The sequence below is a fragment of the Janthinobacterium sp. SUN120 genome (assembly GCF_030397735.1).
Taxonomy (GTDB): Bacteria; Pseudomonadota; Gammaproteobacteria; order Burkholderiales; family Burkholderiaceae_D; genus Janthinobacterium; species Janthinobacterium kumbetense.
Genome location: NZ_JAPUBW010000007.1, coordinates 121326 through 141946, shown reverse-complemented (window position 1 = coordinate 141946; position 20621 = coordinate 121326). Strand labels below are relative to the sequence as shown.

Here is a 20621-nt window from a genome sequence, read left to right as displayed (position 1 = left end):
TATTGGCATTATGCAAAACACCCTGCTGTTAGTCGACGGTTCCAGTTACCTCTATCGTGCCTTCCATGCGCTGCCCGACCTGCGCAGCCCGGACGGTTATCCCACGGGCGCCATGCACGGCATGGTCAATATGCTGCGCCGCCTGCGCGCCGACTACCCGGCCGCCTATATCGCCTGCGTTTTCGATGCCAAAGGCAAAACTTTCCGTGATGACATGTATCCGGAATACAAGGCCACGCGCGCCTCGATGCCGGACGACCTGCGCCTGCAGATCGAACCCATCCACGAAGCCGTGCGCGCCATGGGCTGGCCGATATTGATGGTCGACGGCGTGGAAGCGGACGACGTGATCGGCACCCTGGCCGTGCAGGCGGCGGCCGCCGGCATGGACGTGGTGGTGTCGACGGGCGACAAGGACCTGGCGCAGCTGGTCAACAGCCAGGTGACCCTGATCAATACCATGAGCAATGAAAAGCTCGATGAAGCGGCCGTGCTGGTCAAGTTCGGCGTGCCGCCGAACCGCATCATCGATTACTTGTCGCTGATCGGCGATACGGTCGACAACGTGCCGGGCGTATCGAAGTGCGGCCCGAAGACGGCCGTCAAATGGCTGACCTTGTACGACAGCCTGGAAGGCGTGATGGAAAACGCGGCCAAGGTGGGCGGCGCCGTGGGTGAAAACCTGCGTACGGCCCTGCCATGGCTGCCGCAGGCGCGCGCCTTGATCACCGTCAAGACCGATTGCGACTTGTCCGAACATATGACGACCATCGCCGATTCGCTGGTGGCGAAACACGAAGACAAGGAAGCGCTGCTGGCCTTCTTCCAGCGCTACGGCTTCAAGGCCCTGCTGCGCGAACTGGGCGCCACGCCGCCGCCGATGTCGCCCGTTGGCGCACCGGCAACTGGCGGCGCTGCCGCCAACACGACGGGCGACATGTTTGCCGATGCCGCTCCGGCCGTGGAAGCCGTGTATGAAACCGTGCTGACGGACGAGCAGCTGGACAAATGGATCGCCCTGATCGATGCGGCGGCTTTGACGGCCGTCGATACGGAAACCACGTCGCTGGAACCGATGACGGCGCAAATGGTCGGCATTTCCCTCTCCGTGGCAGAGCACGCCGCCTGCTATATCCCGCTGGCCCACGATTACGCGGGCGCGCCGGAACAGTTGACGCGCGAACACGTGCTGGCGAAACTGCGTCCATGGCTGGAAGATGCGAACAAGCCCAAGCTGGGCCAGAACCTCAAGTATGACAGCCACATCTTCGCCAACCACGGCGTGACGTTGCGCGGCATCGCCCACGATACCTTGCTCGAATCGTATGTGTTCGAATCGCACAAGAAGCACGACATGGACAGCCTGGCCCTGCGCCACCTGAATTACACGACCATCCCGTTCGAGGACGTGTGCGGCAAGGGCGCCAAGCAGATTACGTTCAACCAGGTGGAAGTGGAGCAGGCGGCGAAATACGCGGCCGAGGATGCGGACGTCACCTTGCGCTTGCACAATGCCATGTGGGGCAATGTGGCGAATGATGAGAAGCTGACCTTCATCTATGAAAAGATCGAGATGCCGACGGCCGTGGTCTTGCAAAAGATCGAGCGCAACGGCGTGCTGATCGACGATGAATTGCTCAACATCCAGTCGGCCGAGCTGGCCGTCAAGATTCTCGAACTGGAAAAGAAGGCGTATGAGCTGGCCGAGCAGCCGTTTAATTTAGGCTCGCCCAAGCAGATCGGTGAAATTTTCTTTGAGAAATTGAAACTGCCGGTGGTCAAGAAGACGCCGACGGGCGCGCCGTCGACGGATGAGGAAGTGCTGCAAAAGCTGGCCGAGGATTATCCGCTGCCCAAAGTGCTGCTCGAATACCGCGGCATGGCCAAGCTGAAATCGACCTATACGGACAAATTGCCGAAGATGATCAACGTCACGACGGGGCGCGTGCACACGAACTATGCGCAAGCCGTGGCCGTGACGGGCCGCCTGGCGTCGAATGACCCGAACTTGCAGAATATTCCCATCCGCAGCGCGGAAGGCCGCCGCATCCGCGAAGCCTTCATTGCGCCGCCGGGCAGCCACATCGTCTCGGCCGACTATTCGCAGATCGAATTGCGCATCATGGCGCATATCTCGGGCGATGAAGCCATGCTGCGCGCGTTTGCCGACGGTATCGACATTCACCGCGCCACGGCCGCCGAAATCTTTGGCGTGCCGGCAGCGGAAGTGCAGAGCGAACAGCGCCGCTACGCCAAGGTCATCAACTTTGGTTTGATCTACGGCATGAGCGCATTCGGCCTGGCCGGTAATCTGGGCGTGGACCGCACGGCCGCGCAAAGCTATATCGACCGCTACTTTGCCCGTTTTTCCGGCGTGAAACAGTACATGGAAGACACGCGCCAGCAAGCGAAGGCGCGCGGCTACGTGGAAACCGTGTTCGGCCGCCGTTTGTGGTTGCCGGAAATCAATTCGCCGAATGGCCCCCGCCGCCAGGGCGCGGAACGGGCGGCGATCAACGCGCCCATGCAAGGCACGGCGGCCGACCTGATCAAGCTGGCCATGATCGCCGTGCAAGGCTGGCTGGAAACGGACAACTTGCAGACGAAGATGATCATGCAGGTGCACGATGAACTGGTGCTGGAAGTGCCGGACGCCGAGCTGGAATTGGTCAAGCGCAAGCTGCCGGAACTGATGGCGGGCGTGGCCGCGCTGAAAGTACCGCTGACGGCCGAAGTGGGAATTGGTAAAAACTGGGACGAAGCGCATTAATTAAACACAACATTTTCAGGAGAAACGCATGAGCGACATGATCACCGATTGTGAAAGTTTGCTGGGCCAGAGCAGCTTGTCCGGGCCGGATGGCCGGCGTGGTTTCCTGAAGGTGGCGCTGGGCACGGGTTTTGCGGTGGCCGTGCTGCCCGTTGCGGCGCAAAACGTCGTCAAGACGGATTCCGCCGGACTCGTCACGGGAAGCATGTCGGTGATGGTCGATGGCCAGGCCGTGCCCGTGTATGCGGCCCAGCCGGAAGGCAAGACGGGTTTGCCCGTGGTATTGGTCATTTCGGAAATCTTTGGCGTGCATGAACATATCGCCGACATGGCGCGCCGCTTCGCCAAGCAGGGCTATCTGGCGCTGGCGCCCGACCTGTTCGTGCGCCAGGGCGATGCCACCAAGGTGGCCAGCATTGCCGATTTAATGAAAGGCATCATCGCCAAGACGCCGGACGCGCAAGTGATGGCGGACCTCGATGCGGTTGTTGCATGGGCGAAACAGAATGGCGGCGACACGAGCCGTTTGGGCATCACGGGCTTTTGCTGGGGCGGGCGCATCACGTGGCTGTACGCGGCGCACAATCCGGCCGTCAAGGCGGGCGTGGCCTGGTATGGCCGCCTCGTTGGCGAACCGACTGCCTTGCAGCCGAGCAACCCCATCGATATCGCCGCCAGCCTGAAAGTCCCCGTGCTGGGCTTGTATGGCGGCAAGGATACGGGCATCAGCCAGGAATCGATCGGCAAGATGAAGGATGCGCTGGCCAAGGGCGGCAACCAATCCGAGTTTGTCGTGTATCCCGATGCGGGCCACGCCTTCAACGCCGATTACCGTCCCAGCTATGTGGCGGCCGATGCAAAAGACGGTTATGCGCGTTGCCTGGCCTGGTTCAAAAAGCATGGCGTGGCGTGATGCCGCAACAGAAAAATACCGTATTTCCCAGAAATTGACGCGCAAGCCGCACCGGGCTGTAAAATGCCCGGTGCGCGCCAATGCAGTACAATTGCATCTTCATCGCGCGACGCTGCCGCCAGACGCGCAAAAAATTAAACAATAGATAACAACGCATTCATCAGGCCAGACGCCAGCATCGCGGGCGCCAGTGACCCGGCGCCATTTTGAGGTAAGAAAATCATCGATCCCGTCCTTATATCCATTTTGCTCGCGACCACGATCGCGGGCGTGTTCAGCATTACCGCGGCGGCGATCTTTTCGTTTGCATTCCTCTCCAAAGTGGTCGAGCGCATGGTCAGCTTGTCCGTCGGCATCATGTTGTCGACGTCCCTGCTGCACGCCTTGCCCGAAGCGTTCGAATCGCAGGCGGATCCGCGCAGCCTGTTCGCCACCCTGCTGGCGGGCTTGCTGGCCTTTTTCATGCTGGAAAAATTCGCGATTTTGCGCCATTCGCACCACCACGAAGGCGACGGTCACCACCACGCGCACGGCCACGACAAGCACGAAGCGGGCAAGTCCGGCTGGATGATTTTGGTGGGCGACGGCATGCACAACTTTACGGACGGCATCTTGATCGCCGCCGCCTTCCTGGCCGACCCGAAGCTGGGCCTGGTGACGGGTCTGGCCATCATCGCGCATGAAATCCCGCAGGAAATCGGCGACTTCATCGTGCTGCTCAACGCGGGTTTCTCGCGCCTGCGCGCCTACATCTTCAATCTGCTGTGCAGCCTGATGGCGGTGGCGGGCGGCTTGCTCGGCTATTTCACCCTGGACCGCGCCAGCAACCTGATTCCTTACGTGCTCGTGTTTGCCTCGTCCGGCTTCATCTACATCGCCTTGAGCGACCTGATGCCGCAGATGCAGCGCCGCGCCACCTTGCGCGAAACCATCCCGCAAGTGCTGCTGATCGCGCTGGGCGTGTGCATCGTGCTGTTTTTGACGCATAAGCGCCACGGCGGTTGATGTCCGGCACTGCCGGCGCAGTGCTACCTATGCTATATTGCCTTTCTGACTAACTTGCACAGAAAGGAGGAAAATATCATGGAAGAAAACTTGTTGCTCGCCGTATGGCGCGCACGCTCTTTAAGCGCATTTGCCAGCTCTTGCCCACGTTCTATCGCGCTGCGATAACCTGGCCAGAGCAAAGTTACCCTCCCAGACGAGTCCTTTCCTGGTACTCCGTTGTCGTTAGCGCTCCTGTTAACGCGGATGCTTGCATCCCGAACAAAGACAAGAGCCATGACTACCCTGATCTCGACACAAGCTTTACAACTGGATACCCACGACGGTTTCCTCTTCAACGAACTCGCCTTTACCTTGCGCCAGGGCGACCGCATCGGCCTGATCGGCCACAATGGCTGCGGCAAATCCACCTTGCTGGGCTTGCTCAGCGGCACCCGCGAAGCGACATCCGGCACCATCCATTATTCTCGTGCCTGCCGCTTGCAGCACGTGGAGCAGCACTTGCCGCCGGAACTTGCCAAGCTGAGCCTGTACGACGCCTTGCTGGCACCCGTGCTGGAGCAGCCGGAACTGCATTGGCGCGTCGACAGCCTCTTGGCCGAACTGGGCTTTGATGTTGATACGGCGCAAGTGCCCGTGCATTCCCTGTCCGGCGGCCAGCACACGCGACTGCTGCTGGGGCGTGCCCTGCTGCAAGAGCCGAACGTGCTGCTGCTCGATGAGCCGAGCAATCACCTGGACTTGCCGTCGCTGCTGTGGCTGGAGCAATTCCTGCTGGCCTGGCGCGGCGCCTTCATCCTCGTCTCGCACGACCAGCGATTGCTCGACAACGTGGCCACGCGCAGCTGGATCTTGCGCGATAGCCGTCTCTACGATTTCGACTTGCCGTGCGGCCCCGCGCTGGCGGCGCTGGCCGAGGCCGATATTGCCGCCGCCGCCCGCCATGCGGCCGAACAGAAGGAAATCGACCGCCTGTCGGCCAGCAGCGCCCGCCTGGCCCTGTGGGGCCGCACCTATGACAATGAAGACCTGGCGCGCAAGGCCAAGACCATGCAGCGGCGCATTGACAAGTTAAAGGATGAGCAATCGTTCGTCAGCGATGGCGCGCCGTGGCGCTTGAGTCTGCGCGGCAAGGCGCTGGCGGCCGACCAGCTGCTGGCGCTGGACGGACTGGACGTGCGCGCCGTGCCTACGTCTCCCGTGCTGTTCCAGGTCGGCCAGCTGTGGCTGAAACCGGGCGACCGCATCGCCTTGCTGGGCGCCAACGGCAGCGGCAAGTCGTCGCTGCTGCGCCTGTGCTGGCAAGCGATCCAGGCACAGGAGGAACGTGCGGACTTGCGCTACCACAAGGCGGCAAACATCGGCTATTACGACCAGTCGCTCAAGCAACTGGCCGATACGGCCGACCTGTCCGACGCCCTGTACCCGTTCGCCGTGCAAAACGAGGCTGCGCGCAGCCAGGTGGCGCGCAAGCAGGCGTTGATAGCGGCCGGTTTTCCGTATGCGCGCCATGGCCAGACGGTGGCCACCCTGAGCGGCGGCGAGCGGGCGCGGCTGCTGTTCCTGGGACTGTCGCTGGCCAGCTATCATTTATTGCTGCTGGACGAGCCCAGCAACCACCTGGACATGCAGGGCAAGGGGGAGTTGGGGCAAGCGCTGCGCGGCTTTGCGGGCGGCTGCCTGCTGGTGTCGCACGACCGCGACCTGATTGAGACGGCGTGCAACCGCTACTGGGTGGTGGCCGACGGCGGGCTGGAAGAGTGGCCCGATGCAGCCAGCGCGTATGCACGGCTGAGTCTTGAGGATGGGCAAGCGCCGGGGTCCGCGCCGCGCGTGGAAACGGCTGCGCTTGCGCCAGCGCAAACCGACGTCGACGTGCAGCTGGAACGTTTGTGCGAACTGGAACAATTGCTGGCGGAAGACCTGGCAAGAAAACCGCGCCACCAGAAGCCGGCCAGCCAGCAGGCGTGGCACGAGGAGATCGCGTACCTGAACCGCGCCTTGGGCATCATGCCCTAGTACGGTGCCGGCGCCCGTGGCAGCTTGCCGACGATGGCGTCCACGGGCGGCGGTGGCGCGTTGCAACTGGTGCAGGCCTGCGGCCAGGGCGGGTTCGCCCTGGCCCGCATCAGGACCGCGTTTGCGCCAGGCGCCGCAGTTCAAGCAGTGCGTTGCCGTATTCGGCGTACATCACCATGCCGGTGGCAACCGTCTTTTCAAAAAACTCCCTGGCTTTGAGGCGGTCCTGCTTCAACAGATAGTATTGGCCGACATTAAAATACGCTTCGCACAAGGACAGCAGGCGCTCATCCCCCGTCATTGTGTCGGCTGCCGCCAGCACTTGTTCCGGCGTCGATATGCCGGTGAACAGGCCGTAGGCGGGGCGCGGCCAAGCGCCTTTGGCGTCGGCGTTCAATTCCTGCCTGAGCGCGTCCGGCAAGGCGAGCCCGGCAGAACCCAGCGTCCACAGATACCACAGCCTGGCATACGGCTGTGCCTCCATGTTTGCCGCCGAGATGGCCAGCGGTTCCAGGTCGTCGAGCGCGCGCCGGTATTGGCCCATCTGGTAATAAGTCTGGCCGCGCTGGTAAGCGACTTCGTAGGCATCGTAGCCCAGCAGCCGCGCCTGTTCCAGCTGTTCGATGGCGGACTGGAATTGTCCGCGCTGCACCTGGATCGATGCCAGCGTCATATGGTAGACAGCCGTCGACGGTCGCAGCGCCAGCGCCTGCGTCACGTCGGCCCATGCCAGTTCCGCTTGCTGCAGATCCGCATGGGACGAGCCGCGCAACCAATAGGCTTCGGCCAGTTGCTGCTTGTCTTCCGGCTTGCGTGCGATGGTCGCGCTGTGATCAGCGATCTCTTTTTCCACGCTGCTGCGCATGCGCTGGCCCGGCGTATTGGCCGCGGTGCCCGGTTTGTTGCTGTTGATCCACATTTCCGGAACGCTGAAGGAACCGCCCATCATCTTGCTGATGTGTTGCAGTTGCGCAAAGAATTTGTCCAAGTCGCGCGCCGGCACCGAATCGCCGAGGAAAGTGAGTTCCAGCGCGATGCGCGCCACATTGCCGCGAAATTGCTGGGACTGTTTGTAAGTGAAGAAATCGCCGTCGTAGCGCGTGGTGGTGGGGTCGAGCAAACCGCTGACATTGTCAGGCAGGTTGATCTGAAAGGTGTAGGTCAGCGTCTTGCCCGTGCCTGGCAAGACAAACGGGACGCCGCGCGCGGCCTCGTCCTTGATATGCATTGCTTGAATGAAATTCACCGGCATGAATGCGAAGATCCAGCCTTTGCCCAAGGCGGTCGCGGCATGCTCGATCGTGTAGCGGTCGACCATCGTGATGTGCGCGCCGGGCCGGTAGTCGGCCAATTCTGCGGTACCAAGGCGTTGCGCGCCCGGATAGCGCGCCTGGGTCATGGCCTGGTCCGCCTGCGCATAGCCGGCCATGCGCGTCGCTGCGCCTTCCTGCACCTTGTCCGCCAGCATGCCATCGTAGCTGTTGCGTTTTTCAAGCAGCACTGGCTGGTCGAATGCCCTGACGGTCATGGTTTCCTTCAGTTCATACGCGGCCAATGGTTTTTGCGCGGCGGCAGGCAGGCTGAATGCCAGGCATAAGCTGGCCAGTACGCTCAAGGCGGATCGTTGCATGAATCATTCCTGATGATGATAGAGTTCGGCGATATGGCGCCGTACGGCGCCGCGTCACCGGCTTATGCCAGGCCAGTCGCCACGGGCCGCGCCGGGTCGGCGCACCATTCGCTCCACGAGCCCGGATACAGGGCCGCGCCAGGCAAGCCGGCCACTTCCAGTGCCAGCAAGTTGTGGCAAGCCGTCACGCCGGAGCCGCATTGCAGGATGGCCGCTTGCGGTGCATCAAACAATGCGCTGAAATCGCGCCGCAGTTCCTCGGCACTTTTAAAGCGGCCATCCGCTTGTAAATTATCCTTGAAGAAACGGTTTTTCGCGCCGGGGATGTGGCCGCCCACGGGATCGATGGTTTCATTCTCGCCCCGGTAACGGTCGGGGGCGCGCGCGTCAATCACGGTCAGGGCCCGGGTGTCCAGGTTGGCGATGACGTCTTGCACGGTTACCGTGCGCGTCAGGCTGGCTTTTTCCGTGAGCTTGCCGGCAGGGCGGGGCGCCACGGGCGTGACCAGCGGCAAGCCTTGTGCCTGCCAGGCGGCCAGGCCGCCGTCGAGCACGGCCACGGCTGGATGGCCGACCCAGCGCAGCAGCCACCACAAACGGGCGGCGAACATGCCGCCTTGCCCGTCATAGGCGACCACTTGCGTGTCGTCATCGATGCCCCAGTCGCGCAGGGTGGCCAGCAGGGCGTTGCGGTCGGGCAAGGGATGCCGGCCCGTGAAGGCGGGGCCGCGCGCCGTCTTGGGGCCGGACAGGGCCGTGTCGATATCGGCGAACTGGGCGTTCTGGATGTGGCCGGCGGCAAACGCGTCGCTGCCGGCCGTCGGGTTGAGCAAGTCGTGGCGGCAATCGAGGATGACCCAGTTGCTGTCATTCACGTGGCTGGACAAATCATTGCTGTTGATCAAGGTCGTATACAAGGTCATGACTCCTTACACTTCGCTGGCGATGGGATCCGTGCGCGCGATCGCCGCGCCACGGGCCGTGTTGCGGGTATTGTAATAGGTTGCCGCGATGCCGGAAGCGAGAATGATGCCGATGCCGGCCCAGCCATGCCAGTCGAACAAATCGCCAAAGATGACCACGCCCCAGAAGCTGGAAAAGACGATGCCCGTGTACTGCAGATTGGCCACCACGAGGGTCTTGCCCAGGCGATAGGCGCGCGTCATGGCCATCTGCGCCATGGTGGCGCACAGGCCGATGGCGGCCAGCAAGCCGATGCCATAGCCGCTCGTGTGCGCATGCCAGACGACGGGGCCGCCGCCGGCGCTGGCCACGTGGCCGATCACGCCGGCGAGGAAATTGACGACCGAGAAATAGAATACGACCCGGTATTCGGGTTCGCCCAGCAAGCCCAGCTTGCGCACTTGCAGGTAGGCGAGGGCCGACAACATGCCGGAAATCAAGGCCGTGATGGCGCCAGCAGCCTGGTCCGTTTCGAACACGGGTTGCAGCAGCAGGGTCACGCCGACAAAGCTCATGGCGATCGCCGCCACCAGCGGCCACTCGACCTGCTGCGTCGCCTTCCACCAGCCGCCCGCCAGCAGGATCACGGCGATCCAGATGGGCGCCATGTAATTGAGCGTCATGGCCGTGGCCAGCGGCAGGATGGCGATCGCATAAAACCACAGCCACAGGGCGATCACGCCCACGATGCCGCGCCACAGATGCTGGCCCGGCATCGTGGTCTTAAAGCTGCCGCCCTGGTACAAAATCGTGCAGCTCATGACGGTCATGCCGATGATGCCGCGGTACATGACGATTTCAGACGTCGAATACATGTCCGACGCCAATTTGACGCACACGCCCATGATGGCAAACATGAAACTTGCAAACAGCATCCAAAGAGATTGCATCTGATTCCTGAAAAACGCGGGGATAAAAAAAGGCCGCACGAGGCGGCCCTTGAGGGATTACAGTTCGATATTGTTGCGGTACCACTCGTGGAAATGCTGCATGCCATCTTCCATCGGCGATTGGTAAGGACCCACTTCGCTCACGCCGCGCGCCATCAGGGTCTTGCGGCCCGCATCCATGCGCTGGGCGATTTCATCATCCTCGACGCAGGTTTCCATGTAGGCAGCCCGTTCCGCTTCGACGAAGTCGCGCTCGAACAACACAATTTCTTCTGGGTAATAGAACTCCACCACGTTGCGCGTCTTTTGCGGGCCGTCGGGCCACAGGGTCGAGACGACCAGCACGTGCGGATACCATTCCACCATGATGTTCGGATACAGGGTCAGCCAGATGGCGCCATACGGCGGCGCTTCGCCGCCGCGGAATTGCAGCACCTGCTCCTGCCATTTCTTGTAGGCAGGCGAACCGGCTTGCTGCAAGCCGCGGTGCACGCCCACCGTCTGCACGCTGTAATCCTTGCCGAATTCCCAGCGCAGGTCGTCGCAGCTGACGAAGCTGCCCAGGCCCGGGTGGAACGGTTCGACGTGATAGTCTTCCAGATAGACTTCGATGAAAGTCTTCCAGTTGTAGTCGCACTCGTGGATTTCCACGTGGTCGAACATGTAGCCGGAAAAATCGAGGTCTTTCGAGACGGACAAATCTTTCAATTTTTCCATCACGTTGTAGCCGTTTTGCTCGAACAGCAAGCCATTCCAGCTTTGCAGCGGCGTTTTCGACAGGTTCAGGCACGGCGTCTCGGGGAAATGCGGCGCACCGATCAGTTCACCCTTGAGGTCGTAGGTCCAGCGGTGCAGCGGGCAGACGATATGGTTCGCATTGCCGCGGCCATTGAACATCAGCGCCTGCCGGTGGCGGCACACGTTGGACAGCACTTCGATGCCATTGGCGTTGCGCACGAGCATGCGCCCTTCGTTCTCAGACGCCAGGGTCGCAAAATCGCCGGTTTCCGGCACCATCAGCTCATGCCCGACATAGCGCGGGCCGGCTTGGAACAATTGCTGCATTTCACGCTGCAACAGCGTTTCGTCAAAATAGACGTGGACCGGAAGTTGCGCGTTTGAGCGCGCCAGCTTGGCGTGAGTAGCCAGATCGGACATCCCAACCCCCCATAAATGTACAACGGTCAGCAGTGCCCCAGGCCATTCCCTGGGCAACCGCTACAGAGAGAAAGAATCCGCAAAGACCTGAATTCAAATTTGTTGAAACGGTATTTCGGACAGAACCGGCGATTATAGCGCGGATCGGCCTCGGCATTATCAAAACCCCCCGGCAAATAGGCTTTTAATGAGAAACATTGTCATTTGGCGCGCAATTTCCGGCGCAGAGGGGCGATTCGGCTAAAATCTACTGACAAGCTGGCAACGCTATTGACTTTGAGCGCGTCGATTGCGCTTTAGTTTTCACTTAATAGTGTGGTTTGTTCTAAAATAACGCTTCTATGCTGGCCGGGAATCCCCGGCGTCTCCCTACAAGCCCCTCGTGCCACGAAGAGATCTGAGTCTATGTCGAAGAAATTAACTGCCGCTGCCGCAGTGCCGGCCTCGTTTGAAGAGGCAATGGCGGAACTGGCGCAGCTGGTAACGCAAATGGAAGCGGGCCAGTTGCCGCTGGAAGCATCGGTCGCGGCGTATCAGCGCGGCTCGGAACTGGTCAAGTATTGCGCGACCCAGCTCGACAGTGTCGAAGCGCAGGTGAAAGTACTCGAAGGCGACATGTTGAAACCGTTCACGGATGCCGGCGAGGCCGCCCAATGATGGCCAGCATGCAACAAGACGGCGTGACCTTCGGCGACTGGATGCAAAGCACCCAGTCCGGCGTGGAAGGCCGGCTCGACCAGTTCCTGCCGGCGGCGGACGCCGTGCCGCACAAGCTGCACGCTGCCATGCGCTATGCGCTGCTGGGCGGCGGCAAGCGCGTGCGCCCGCTGCTGGTGATGGCGGCTGGAGAACTGTTTGATGCCGATCAAGATACCCTCGCGCGCGCTGCTTGCGCGCTGGAAATGATTCACGTGTATTCGCTCGTGCATGACGACATGCCCTGCATGGATGACGATGCCTTGCGCCGTGGCAAACCCACCGTGCACATCGCCTATGACGAGGCGACGGCCCTGCTGGTCGGTGACGCGCTGCAATCGCAGGCGTTCATGCTGCTGGCCGACGGCGCGGCCATTCCTCCCGCGCGGCAGATGGCCATGATCAAGCTGCTGGCGCACGCCTCCGGTTCTGCCGGCATGTGCGGCGGCCAGGCGATCGACCTCGACAGTGTCGGCCTGGCCTTGACCTTGCCGCAGCTGGAACAGATGCATCAACTCAAGACGGGCGCCTTGCTGCGCGCGGCCGTGATTCTCGGCGCGCTGGCCGGCAAGGACTTGACGGCGGACGAGATGACGGCGCTGAACGCGTATGCGCGCGCCGTGGGCCTGGCGTTCCAGGTGGTCGACGACGTGCTTGACGCAACGGCCGATTCGGCCACCCTGGGCAAGACGGCAGGCAAGGATGCGGCCGCCAACAAGCCCACCTACGTATCGATACTGGGGCTGGAACCATCGAAAGCCCTGGCAGAACAATTGCGGTGCGACGCCCATGCGGCGCTGGCGCCATTCGGGGACAAGGCACGCCGTTTGCGCGAGCTGGCGGACCTGGTCGTGCAGCGGAAGGCATAAATGAAACTGTTAGAAACCATCAATGAACCAGCGCAAGTGCGCAAGCTGGCCCGCTCGCAACTGGTGCCGCTGGCCCAGGAATTGCGCAGCTTCCTGCTCGATTCCGTTTCCAAGACGGGCGGCCACCTGTCGTCCAACCTGGGCACGGTCGAGCTGACCGTCGCGCTGCATTACGTCTTCAACACGCCGCACGACCGCATCGTCTGGGACGTGGGCCACCAGACCTATTCGCACAAGATCCTCACGGGTCGCCGCGAGCGCATGCACACCCTGCGCCAGAAAGACGGCATTTCCGGCTTCCCGAAGCGCGACGAGAGCGAATACGACACCTTCGGCACGGCGCACTCGTCGACGTCCATTTCCGCCGCGCTGGGCATGGCGCAAGCGGCCAAGATCAAGGGCGACCCGCTGCACGCAATCGCCGTGATCGGTGACGGCTCGATGACGGCCGGCATGGCTTTCGAGGCGATGAACAATGCGGGCGTGCAGGAAGACGTCAACCTGCTGGTGATCCTGAACGACAACGACATGTCGATCTCGCCGCCCGTGGGCGCGCTGAACCGCCACCTGGCGCGATTGATGTCGGGCCAGTTCTATGCGGCCGCGAAAAACGTCGGCAAGTCCGTCTTGCCCGGCCCCGTGCTGGAACTGGCGAAGCGCTTTGAAGAGCATGCCAAGGGCATGGTCGTGCCCGCCACCATGTTCGAGGAATTCGGTTTCAATTACATCGGCCCCATCGACGGCCACGACCTCGATTCGCTGATCCCGACCTTGCAAAATATCAAGCAATTGAAGGGTCCGCAATTCCTGCACGTGGTGACCAAGAAGGGGCAGGGCTACAAGCTGGCCGAAGCGGAACCGATTTTGTACCACGGCACGGGCAAGTTCAACCCGGCCGAAGGCATCAAGCCGGCCACGGCGCCCGCCAAGATGACGTACACGGAAGTGTTCGGCAACTGGCTGTGCGACATGGCCGCGCACGACAAGCGCCTGGTGGGCATCACGCCGGCCATGCGCGAAGGCTCGGGCATGGTCAAGTTCGAACAGAAGTTTCCGACCCGCTACTTCGACGTCGGCATTGCCGAGCAGCATTCCGTGACGTTCGGCGCGGGCCTGGCTTGCGAAGGCTTGAAACCCGTCGTGGCCATCTATTCGACCTTCCTGCAGCGCGCCTACGACCAGCTGATCCATGACGTGGCCCTGCAAAACCTGGACGTGACGTTCGCGCTGGACCGCGCCGGCCTGGTGGGCGCCGACGGCGCCACGCACGCGGGCAACTACGACATGGCGTTCCTGCGCTGCATCCCGAACATGGTCATCATGGCCGCGTCGGATGAAAACGAATGCCGCCAAATGCTGACCACGGGCTACCACTACCCTGGCCCGGCCGCCATCCGCTATCCGCGCGGCGCCGGCGCGGGCGCGGCCATCGTGCCGGAACTGACCAGCATCGAGATCGGCAAGGGTGAGATCAAGCGCCAGGGCCAGCGCATCGCCATCCTCGCCTTCGGCTCGATGGTGGCGACTAGCGTGGCAGCGGGCGAGAAGCTCGACGCGACGGTGGCCAATATGCGCTTCGTCAAGCCGCTCGACGTGGCACTGGTGAAACAGCTGGCTGCCGAGCACGATTACCTAGTGACGGTGGAAGAGGGCTGCATCATGGGCGGCGCCGGCTCGGCCGTGGCCGAGGCCCTGGCGGCGGAGGGCATCGTCAAGCCTATCCTGATGCTGGGCTTGCCCGACACCTTCATCGACCATGGCGACCCCGTGCAATTGCTGAAAAGCGTCGGCCTGGACGCCAGCGGCATCGCTGCGTCGATCGAACAGCGCTTTGGCGGCACGCAGCCGCCGCGCCTGGCAGCCGTCAGCTAAGCTGGCTTGCCTACAGAAAAGCGACACCGCGGTGTCGCTTTTTTTTTCGCTCTCGGGGATTTTACGCTGCACTGCAACATTTTTCGCCCGGGAATGCTACGATGACGCTTTGATACCCTTTCAAAGTCCAACTTGTATCTCAGGAAACTTCACCGCCGTTCGCGCGCACTGGCCGGCCGCTGGCTGACGGGCGTGCACGCCTATACCGACACCCTGGCGCAGCGCCGTCCCCTGTGGATGGTCAGCCTGGCCATCGATGAAACGAATCTGTCCGAAGGCTTGCGGGCCGCGTGCGCCTCGAGCGCCATGCTGCTGCTGGGCCTGCTGTTCGACCATCCCGATTTTTCCTGGGCCGCCATCGGCGCCTTCTGGACCTGCCTGGCCGACGCGGCCGGCACGCGGCGCATGCGCTTCGTCTCGATGGTGGGCTTCGGCTTGCTGTCGACGGTGGCCGGCGGCCTGACGGCGCTGGCGGCCGGCCATGGCGTGGCGACGGCCGCCATCGCCGTGCTGCTGTTTTCCTGGGCCGGCGCGCTGGCGCGCATCTGGGGCGCGGCCACGGCGCAAGTGGCCATCCTGGCCGCCACGGCCTGCGTGGTGATGGTCACGCATCCGCTGGCATCGATGACGCAGACGGCGCCTTTCCTGGGCCTGTACATGTTCGGCTGCCTGTTCGCCACCGTGCTCAGTTTTACCGTCTGGCGCATCCACCCGTTCGGCCCGAGCCGGCGCGCCATCCGCGCCGCGTATTCGCGCCTGGCCGGCATCGCGCGCGACAATGCGCGCTTCCTCGCACATGATGCGGCGCAGGCGGACGTTGCCGCGCATGGCGCCAGCTACCGTTCGCAGGCGCGCGCCGCGCTGGAAGCGGCGCGCGTGGCGCTGGCCGCCGTACCGCCCGCGCGCGCCGGCCGCAGCGCCCTGTACGACAACCTGCTGCTGGCGCTCAGCGACGCCGAGCGCATCTTCGCCTATCTGATCGCCGTCACGCATACGTGCGAGCGCGAGCAGCAGCGCCTGCGCCAGGACCCGCGCGCGCGGCGCAGCCTGGAAGTGATGGCCGTGCTGCTGCGCCGCCTGGGGCAAGCCGTGCAGCGCCAGCCGGAAACGCCGCCCCTGGAATTGCAGCGCCGCCTGGCTGGCTGCGGACGGCGCCTGGAAGCGGCGCTGGGCGCCTTGCTGCCGCTGCGCCTGAACGTGGACTTCATGGAGCTGGGCTTGCCGCGCGCGGCGCAGCTGCCGTGGCGCGAAGCGGCCTTCCTGGCGCTGGGGCAGGCGTGGCAGACGGCGAAAGTCAACGCCACGCCGCAGTCGCTGAGCTGGCGCCATGCGGCGCGCGTGTCGCTGGCGACGACGGCCGGCTTCCTGCTGGTCGAGGCGCTGCACATTCCGTTCGGCTACTGGGCCACCATGGCGACCTTATTGATACTGCAGCCGTCCGTGTCGACCACCTGGCCGCGCGGCATCGAGCGGGTGGCGGGCAGCGTGCTGGGCGCCGTGCTGGCCGTGCTGATCGGCCTGGTCATTTACACGCCGCTGGGCATCTCGCTGGTGGTGTTTCCCCTGATCGTCGCCACCATGGCCTTGCGCCGCGTCAGCTACAGCCTGCATGTGCTGTTCATGACGCCCGCCTTCGTGCTGGTGGCCGACTATGCGGCGCCGGCCAGCGAGATGGTGTATGCGATGAGTCGCCTGGGCAACAATGTGCTGGGCTGCGTGCTGGCCTTGCTGGCCACGTTTTTCCTGTGGCCCGACCGCGAGGCGGACGACCTGGACCAGCGCCTGGCCAAGGCTGTGTCGGCCAACCTGAAATACCTGCTGGCCGTGCTGGCGGCGGGCGGCAAATGGGACAGCGCCATCGCGCGCCTGCGCCGCGAGGCGGGGCTGGCCAGCAATAACGCGGAACAGGTCTTGCAGCGCTTGCGCATCGAGCGCCGCCTGGACCGCAGCAGCGGCGTGGGCCTGGCGGCGCTGCGCACCTTGCCGCTGCTGCGCCGCGTGGCGGGCAGCACGGCGCGCATCAGCCTGAGTCCCCAGGCCGAGCCGGCGCCGCCCGCACTGCAGCAGTGGATTGCCGGCGTCAGCGGGGAAATCGACGCCTTGCTGCGCGGCGCCGCCGACGCCAGCGCGCCTGGTCCGTGCATTGCCGACAGCCTGACGCCGCTGCAGGCCGATGCCGTGGCGCAGGTGCAGTTGCTGCGCGGCTTGCTGCGCGAACATGTGCAGGCGCAGGCGGAGCAAACGCCGGGAAAATTGACGCAGATCGCCGAATAGACAAGCCCTGTCCCCTTTCGCTGTGCTGTTGCCATGTTGCTGGTTATCATTGCTCGAAGCCAGCGTACAAAAGAGGAATGAGCGACGTGTATAGATTTACAGCAGGAAAGACCGGATGGGTGGCCGCAGCGCTGCTGGCCATGACAGTGGGATTGCCTGCAGGAGGGGATGCGGCGGCGCGCGAAGCCACTACCACCGTTTGCGCCACGCCGGCGGGCTGGAATGCAGCCTGTCTGCGCCAGGCGTATGCCCGTCCCATTGCCGACTGGCCCCGTCCGCACCTGCCCGTTGGCGTGGCCGCCGCGGAAATGGCGCCCGTCTCGGCCATACCTGTGCCGCCCGTGGCACCGGCCGTCGCGGCGCTGGGGCAGCGCTTGTTCAATGACCCGCGCTTGTCGCGTGCGAACGCGGTGGCCTGCATCAGCTGCCACAGTCCCGCCCACAGCTTTGCCGACAGCAAGCGCGCCTCCGTCGGCCACGAAGGCCGCCTGGGCCAGCGCAATGCGCCGGGCCTGCTGGGTGTGGGCCAGATCAAGTCGCTGTTCTGGGATGGCCGCGCCGCCACCCTGGAAGAGCAGGCGCTGGGGCCCTTGCAGCATCCGGACGAGATGGCCATGGACGTGCCGGCCCTGGCGGCCAAGCTGTCCGCGCTCGATGACTATCCGGCGCAATTCGACGCCGCCTTCGGCCGGGGCGCCGGCGTGACCTTGCCGCGCATCCTGACGGCGCTGGCCGACTACCAGCGCATTTTGTTGCCGCCTGTCACCCGTTTCGATACCTTCCTGGAAGGCCGGCGCGCGGACTTGAACGACCGCGAGCTGCTGGGCCTGCACCTGTTCCGCACCAAGGCGCGCTGCATGACTTGCCACAGCGGCGCCTTGCTGACGGACCAGCAATTCCACAACCTGGGATTGACGTATTACGGGCGCAATAAATACGAAGACCTGGGACGCTACCTGGTGACGGGCAAGGATGAGGACGTTGGCAAGTTCCGCACGCCCGGTTTGCGCGGCGTGGCGCAATCGGGGCCGTGGATGCACAACGGCCTGTTCCCGCAGATGGTGGGTTTGCTGAACATGTACAACGCGGGCATGTCGCGCCCCGTGCCGCAGAATGCGCAGCAGGCGGCCGATCCGAAGTTTCCCGTCACGTCGCCCCTGCTGCAGCGCTTGCAGCTGACGTCCGATGAAATCATTGCGTTGAAGAGTTTTCTGGAAGTGCTGTAGCCGCTCGGCCGGCTGCGCCCGCAGCCGGCCTTTACCTGCTTGCGGCGCCGATATTGTATAGACGTTTGGCGCCTCCCAATCTCTCCAAATTCCACATTCGATGGGCTTTCCCGATATATTTTCCAAAGTGGAAATTTATCGAAAGGAAACGTTGACTCTAAAATAAGTGCGGTCTATATTCGATTTTGTAGCAAGCAAAGATGAAATTTCTTACGACTGGTCTGACGCGATTGCCTGAGGCAATCGCCAACATGGAGAGTAGTAAATGAAAAAGATTGCAGCATTTATTTTTACCCTGGGATTGAGTGCTTCCTATGCCTACGCTTCGGATATCGGCTGCTCTGCCTGCGAGGAAGAATGGCGGGAATGCACGATGCAAAATGGCGAGAGGTCTCCATTTTGCATCGGCAGTTACAAAGCCTGCCTGAAAGTCTGCGAAATCGGTGCCTGATACCCGTGCGTTGCAAGGCGGGCGGCAAGCGCATGCTGCGTCGTCCGCCATCGATCATTTTCGCCTCTGACAATACTTATGATGCAGAAAAAAATTAAAACCATCGCCATGTATGGCGTGATATTGGCCGCCGGCCTGGGCAGCGGTTATGGCCTGTCTTTATTGCCTGGTTTATTCAAATCGACTTACACGGAAGGCAATTACGCCGCGTATTTCCCGAATGCCCAGGCGAAGGTGGTGTTGTACGGCACGGACTGGTGCGGCTATTGCGCCAAGACGCGCGCGTACTTCAAGGAAAACAAGATCGACTTTGTCGATCTCGATATCGAAAAATCGCCGGAAGCGAGAAAAGCCCATGAAGAACTCGGCGGCGGCGGCGTGCCCGTGGTGTTGATCGGCAACCGCAAGATCCAGGGTTTCAATACGGGCGCGCTGGAAGCGGCGCTGAAGAAAATCTGACGTTTCAACGTATTCACCTGAAAGGCTGACCATGTCCAAAAAGATTGCCGCTTTTCTGTTTGCCGTCGGCGCCGCCCTGTCCTTCAGCGCCCAGGCATTTGGCCCTGACTGCACCTTTGTCTGCGAACGCAACCTGCTCGATTGCGTGGAATTCGGCCAGCCGGCCTGCATGGAGAATTATCAGGCTTGCCAGAAGGAATGCCTGCGCCCGCCACGTAATTGACGCGCGGAGGTCATACCCGTTTATGGATGGCGCGTAAGAGACGGCGCGCCATGGATGTTGCCCCTCGTCTGACATTTCTGCAAAGGAGTACCGATGTTTAAAAAACTGGGTTTCTTTTTGTTTGCCATGGGCGTCAGCGCCTCGTATGCGATCGCCGGCGGCGGCGATCCGGAATGCTACTCGCAGTGTAACGCCGAGCTGGAACAGTGCATGACCAGCCAGCCGGGGTCGCCAGGCGCGTGCAGAAGGATGCAACAGATTTGCTACGCCAGCTGCGATCCGATCTTGCCATAAATGAGGATGGCCGGTCGCCAGCATCCTGGCTGGGCCGGCTGCATCACCTCAACCGTCCTGCAGTCCCTCATTCCCGAAAAGGAGTGCTTATGTTCAAAAAGCTGGGTTTCTTTTTGTTTGCCATGGGCGTTAGCGCTTCGTATGCGATCGCCGGCGACGAGCCGGAATGCTATTCGCAATGCGATGAAGGGCTGGACCAGTGCATGACCGACCATCCAAGGTCGCCAGGCGCCTGCACCAAGATTCATCAGATGTGCTACAACAGCTGCGCGCAAGAGTAACATTCAATAAAGTTTGCCGGCTGGCCAGTATGCTGGCCAGGCCGGCGTAGGCGGCTTATCCCCGCGTGCGGTCATGCCGCCACAGCACGTCGCTGCCGCCGGCAAAGCGGTTCAGCACGCGCGACAGCACGAACAGCAGGTCCGACAGGCGGTTCACGTACTGGCGCGGATGTTCGTGCAGCGGTTCCGCATTGGCCAGCGCGACGATGCTGCGCTCGGCGCGGCGGCACACGGTGCGGCACACATGCGCCAGCGAGGCGGCGCGCGAACCGGCCGGCAGGATGAATTCACTCAAGGCCGGCAAGTCCGCATTGTATTTCGCCAGCAGGTCGTCGAGGCGCAGCACGTGCTCTTCCTTGATCAGCTGGTAGCCGGGGATGCAGATTTCTCCGCCCAGGTCGAACAGATCGTGCTGGATGGCCACCAGTTCGCCGCGCAAGGCGTCGGGCATGGCTTCGCACAGCAGCAATCCCAGATTCGAATTGAGTTCGTCCACGTCGCCCATGGCATGGATGCGGACACTGTCCTTGCTGGTGCGGCTGCCGTCGCCCAGGCCGGTGCTGCCATTGTCGCCCGTGCGCGTGGCGATTTTCGAAAGTCGGTTGCCCATGATGTCGATCCTGTAAAG

Annotated in this window: 18 protein-coding genes and 2 pseudogenes; 15 read left to right on the top strand and 5 right to left on the bottom strand. The window is 62.5% G+C overall.

What is annotated here, in order from left to right; all coding sequences use genetic code 11:
• Nucleotides 1-10: 10 nt before the first annotated feature.
• The 4 genes from polA (at nucleotide 11) to O0879_RS26740 (ending at nucleotide 6707) form a co-directional block, all read left to right on the top strand.
• Nucleotides 11-2770: a DNA polymerase I gene (polA, locus tag O0879_RS26755; RefSeq protein ID WP_289919659.1), complete on the top strand. Its 2760-nt coding sequence runs from the start codon at nucleotides 11-13 to the stop codon at nucleotides 2768-2770.
• A 28-nt stretch (nucleotides 2771-2798) separates the two neighbouring features.
• Complete coding sequence (locus O0879_RS26750) at nucleotides 2799-3683, top strand: dienelactone hydrolase family protein (RefSeq protein ID WP_099665491.1); 885 nt, start codon at nucleotides 2799-2801, stop codon at nucleotides 3681-3683.
• A 246-nt stretch (nucleotides 3684-3929) separates the two neighbouring features.
• A complete protein-coding gene (locus O0879_RS26745; RefSeq protein WP_099665490.1) occupies nucleotides 3930-4688 on the top strand; it encodes a ZIP family metal transporter in 759 nt (252 codons plus the stop codon).
• 276 nt (nucleotides 4689-4964) lie between these two features.
• Nucleotides 4965-6707: an ATP-binding cassette domain-containing protein gene (locus O0879_RS26740; protein ID WP_289919657.1), complete on the top strand. Its 1743-nt coding sequence runs from the start codon at nucleotides 4965-4967 to the stop codon at nucleotides 6705-6707.
• Between the two features lie 109 nt (nucleotides 6708-6816).
• Here the strand turns inward: O0879_RS26740 and O0879_RS26735 are convergent, their stop codons facing one another.
• Nucleotides 6817-8337: a hypothetical protein gene (locus tag O0879_RS26735; protein WP_289919654.1), complete on the bottom strand. Its 1521-nt coding sequence runs from the start codon at nucleotides 8335-8337 to the stop codon at nucleotides 6817-6819.
• Between the two features lie 62 nt (nucleotides 8338-8399).
• Nucleotides 8400-9254: a sulfurtransferase gene (locus O0879_RS26730; RefSeq protein WP_289919777.1), complete on the bottom strand. Its 855-nt coding sequence runs from the start codon at nucleotides 9252-9254 to the stop codon at nucleotides 8400-8402.
• Between the two features lie 472 nt (nucleotides 9255-9726).
• On the opposite strand from O0879_RS26730, the pseudogene O0879_RS28605 reads away from it, so the two are divergent.
• Nucleotides 9727-9843: pseudogene (locus tag O0879_RS28605) on the top strand (hypothetical protein); the annotation flags it as partial.
• Here O0879_RS28605 and O0879_RS28600 read toward each other — a convergent pair.
• Both O0879_RS28600 and O0879_RS26720 read right to left on the bottom strand, forming a co-directional pair.
• Nucleotides 9798-10175, bottom strand: a pseudogene (locus O0879_RS28600) (EamA family transporter); the annotation flags it as partial. The pseudogenes O0879_RS28605 and O0879_RS28600 overlap by 46 nt on opposite strands.
• A 72-nt stretch (nucleotides 10176-10247) precedes the next feature.
• Nucleotides 10248-11348: an aromatic ring-hydroxylating dioxygenase subunit alpha gene (locus O0879_RS26720; protein ID WP_289919652.1), complete on the bottom strand. Its 1101-nt coding sequence runs from the start codon at nucleotides 11346-11348 to the stop codon at nucleotides 10248-10250.
• 405 nt (nucleotides 11349-11753) lie between these two features.
• Between O0879_RS26720 and O0879_RS26715 the strand changes: the two genes are divergently transcribed.
• The 10 genes from O0879_RS26715 (at nucleotide 11754) to O0879_RS26670 (ending at nucleotide 19993) form a co-directional block, all read left to right on the top strand.
• Entirely contained in the window at nucleotides 11754-12005 is a 252-nt protein-coding gene (locus O0879_RS26715; protein WP_251351026.1) for an exodeoxyribonuclease VII small subunit, read from the top strand.
• A gap of 8 nt (nucleotides 12006-12013) precedes the next feature.
• Nucleotides 12014-12913, top strand: coding sequence for a polyprenyl synthetase family protein (locus O0879_RS26710; RefSeq protein WP_289919650.1), 900 nt, complete (start codon nucleotides 12014-12016; stop codon nucleotides 12911-12913).
• Nucleotides 12914-14785: a 1-deoxy-D-xylulose-5-phosphate synthase gene (gene dxs, locus O0879_RS26705; RefSeq protein WP_289919649.1), complete on the top strand. Its 1872-nt coding sequence runs from the start codon at nucleotides 12914-12916 to the stop codon at nucleotides 14783-14785.
• A 132-nt stretch (nucleotides 14786-14917) separates the two neighbouring features.
• Nucleotides 14918-17059, top strand: a complete 2142-nt coding sequence (locus O0879_RS26700) for an FUSC family protein (RefSeq protein ID WP_289919648.1) — start codon at nucleotides 14918-14920, stop codon at nucleotides 17057-17059.
• An 86-nt stretch (nucleotides 17060-17145) separates the two neighbouring features.
• On the top strand, nucleotides 17146-18285 hold the full coding sequence (locus tag O0879_RS26695) for a cytochrome c peroxidase (RefSeq protein WP_289919646.1): 1140 nt from the start codon (nucleotides 17146-17148) through the stop codon (nucleotides 18283-18285).
• A gap of 265 nt (nucleotides 18286-18550) precedes the next feature.
• Nucleotides 18551-18736, top strand: coding sequence for a hypothetical protein (locus O0879_RS26690; protein WP_289906814.1), 186 nt, complete (start codon nucleotides 18551-18553; stop codon nucleotides 18734-18736).
• A 78-nt stretch (nucleotides 18737-18814) separates the two neighbouring features.
• Nucleotides 18815-19195, top strand: a complete 381-nt coding sequence (locus O0879_RS26685; protein ID WP_289913612.1) for a glutaredoxin family protein — start codon at nucleotides 18815-18817, stop codon at nucleotides 19193-19195.
• A gap of 31 nt (nucleotides 19196-19226) precedes the next feature.
• The gene (locus O0879_RS26680) at nucleotides 19227-19418 is read left to right on the top strand and encodes a hypothetical protein (RefSeq protein WP_289913613.1); all 192 of its coding nucleotides are present in this window, start codon (nucleotides 19227-19229) and stop codon (nucleotides 19416-19418) included.
• Nucleotides 19419-19511: 93 nt separating this feature from the next.
• Nucleotides 19512-19712, top strand: coding sequence for a hypothetical protein (locus O0879_RS26675; RefSeq protein ID WP_289919643.1), 201 nt, complete (start codon nucleotides 19512-19514; stop codon nucleotides 19710-19712).
• An 89-nt stretch (nucleotides 19713-19801) separates the two neighbouring features.
• A complete protein-coding gene (locus O0879_RS26670) occupies nucleotides 19802-19993 on the top strand; it encodes a hypothetical protein (RefSeq protein WP_289919640.1) in 192 nt (63 codons plus the stop codon).
• A gap of 55 nt (nucleotides 19994-20048) precedes the next feature.
• Here O0879_RS26670 and O0879_RS26665 read toward each other — a convergent pair whose 3' ends face one another.
• Nucleotides 20049-20603: a cob(I)yrinic acid a,c-diamide adenosyltransferase gene (locus O0879_RS26665; RefSeq protein ID WP_289919638.1), complete on the bottom strand. Its 555-nt coding sequence runs from the start codon at nucleotides 20601-20603 to the stop codon at nucleotides 20049-20051.
• Nucleotides 20604-20621: the final 18 nt, after the last annotated feature.

Coding starts and splice junctions, on each gene's coding strand:
- polA (WP_289919659.1), top strand. CDS start 11: ATGCAAAACACCCTGCTGTTAGTCGACGGTTCCAGTTACCTCTATCGT.
- O0879_RS26750 (WP_099665491.1), top strand. CDS start 2,799: ATGAGCGACATGATCACCGATTGTGAAAGTTTGCTGGGCCAGAGCAGC.
- O0879_RS26740 (WP_289919657.1), top strand. CDS start 4,965: ATGACTACCCTGATCTCGACACAAGCTTTACAACTGGATACCCACGAC.
- O0879_RS26735 (WP_289919654.1), bottom strand. CDS start 8,337: ATGCAACGATCCGCCTTGAGCGTACTGGCCAGCTTATGCCTGGCATTC.
- O0879_RS26720 (WP_289919652.1), bottom strand. CDS start 11,348: ATGTCCGATCTGGCTACTCACGCCAAGCTGGCGCGCTCAAACGCGCAA.
- O0879_RS26715 (WP_251351026.1), top strand. CDS start 11,754: ATGTCGAAGAAATTAACTGCCGCTGCCGCAGTGCCGGCCTCGTTTGAA.
- O0879_RS26710 (WP_289919650.1), top strand. CDS start 12,014: ATGCAACAAGACGGCGTGACCTTCGGCGACTGGATGCAAAGCACCCAG.
- dxs (WP_289919649.1), top strand. CDS start 12,914: ATGAAACTGTTAGAAACCATCAATGAACCAGCGCAAGTGCGCAAGCTG.
- O0879_RS26690 (WP_289906814.1), top strand. CDS start 18,551: ATGAAAAAGATTGCAGCATTTATTTTTACCCTGGGATTGAGTGCTTCC.
- O0879_RS26685 (WP_289913612.1), top strand. CDS start 18,815: ATGATGCAGAAAAAAATTAAAACCATCGCCATGTATGGCGTGATATTG.
- O0879_RS26680 (WP_289913613.1), top strand. CDS start 19,227: ATGTCCAAAAAGATTGCCGCTTTTCTGTTTGCCGTCGGCGCCGCCCTG.
- O0879_RS26675 (WP_289919643.1), top strand. CDS start 19,512: ATGTTTAAAAAACTGGGTTTCTTTTTGTTTGCCATGGGCGTCAGCGCC.
- O0879_RS26670 (WP_289919640.1), top strand. CDS start 19,802: ATGTTCAAAAAGCTGGGTTTCTTTTTGTTTGCCATGGGCGTTAGCGCT.
- O0879_RS26665 (WP_289919638.1), bottom strand. CDS start 20,603: ATGGGCAACCGACTTTCGAAAATCGCCACGCGCACGGGCGACAATGGC.